Consider the following 1,437-nt stretch of genomic DNA (forward strand, 5'->3'; position numbering starts at 1 on the left):
CTGTCTCTTATACACAAGTCTTTGAATATCGTTAAGTCTGTGATCTAATCGATCATCATCACTCATAGATTTATCGTATGCACACAAACACTTCTGAAGAATGGGCTCAATTAATTTTTGGTAACGCTAATTTAGGTGATCCGAGACGCACCCGACGATTAGCTCTACTAGCAAGCGATATGGCTGAGAATGCAGACAGCTCAATTGTTAAGGCTTCTGATACACCCGCAAAAATTGAAGCCGCTTATCGCTTCATTAGAAATGAGAAAATATCCCCTCAAGCGATTGCAGATTCAGGGTTCTCACGAACGAGTGAAGCGGTAAAGCAGTTGCCTTTGGTTCTCGCTATCCAAGATACGACAGGATTGACATTTAAACACAGTGTTTGCAAGGAATTAGGCGATGTGAACTGTGCAAATACATTAGGAAAACCATCAAAAACAAGAACGCTATATGCGCATTCAACTTTAGCAATTGATGCAGATACGGAGCATGTTATTGGTTTACTCGACCAGTACTATTGGTTTAGGAAATCAAAGGTTAAAGGGACTAAAGATCAACAACAGCAACGCCCTTACGAAGAGAAAGAAAGCTATCGCTGGCAACAAACATTAATGGATATAAAAAAACGTACAGGTGAATTATCAAATATACTTAACATCTGCGACAGAGAAGCTGACATTTATGAGTACATGACTTACCAAAAAGATGAAGGACATCGATTTTTAGTCAGAGCAAAAGAAAATAGAAAATTAATAGAGCCTCAATGCAATCTCAATCAGTTAATAGAAACAGCGCAAGGTCAGTGTTGTTACACTATTAATATAGCGCAACGTGCGGGAAGAAAAGCGCGTCAGGCCCGAATTACATTGAGCTATCAACCTATAACACTCGCCAAGCCTAAGCGAGTACTAGGGCAAGAATCACCGACATTGAGCGTCAATGTCATTGTCTGTCAGGAAAAAGAAAGTACGCAAAAAAATCCATTATGTTGGATTTTATATACGACAGAGACCGTAAACACAGCAGAAGATGCCCAGAAATTAGTAAGATACTATGAACTCCGCTGGCGTGTAGAGGAGTTTCATAAAACATGGAAAACAGATGGAACCGAAGTAGAAGATTTACGTTTACAGCACAGTGATAATATTTTACGAATTGCGATCATTAAAGCGTTTATTGCTGTCAGGTTATTACAGCTGCAAAATATGGCGCAAAGGAGTGAATTAGACAAAGAAGTGAGATGTACAACTTGTGTTAAAGAGATGACGTGGAAATTACTATGGGCAAAGGTTGAAAAGGATGTGTTGCCGGATAAAGTACCGTCTCTTCATTGGCTGTACTATAGTTTAGCGAAATTGGGAGGGTGGTATGACAGTAAAAGAAATGGTCGAGTTGGCGTAAAAGCACTCTGGAAGGGGTGGTTGAAATTAGCAG

General features: G+C 39.7%; 1 protein-coding gene. It reads left to right on the plus strand.

Annotation, left to right across the window (positions count from 1 at the left end; all coding sequences use genetic code 11):
* Nucleotides 1–77: 77 nt before the first annotated feature.
* Nucleotides 78–1,437 (plus strand): IS4 family transposase (locus tag QL998_RS20605; RefSeq protein WP_290193389.1); only part of this gene is annotated, 1,360 nt, incomplete at its 3' end.

The organism is Pseudoalteromonas sp. APC 3691 (genome assembly GCF_030408135.1).
In the GTDB taxonomy this organism is placed as follows: domain Bacteria; phylum Pseudomonadota; class Gammaproteobacteria; order Enterobacterales; family Alteromonadaceae; genus Pseudoalteromonas.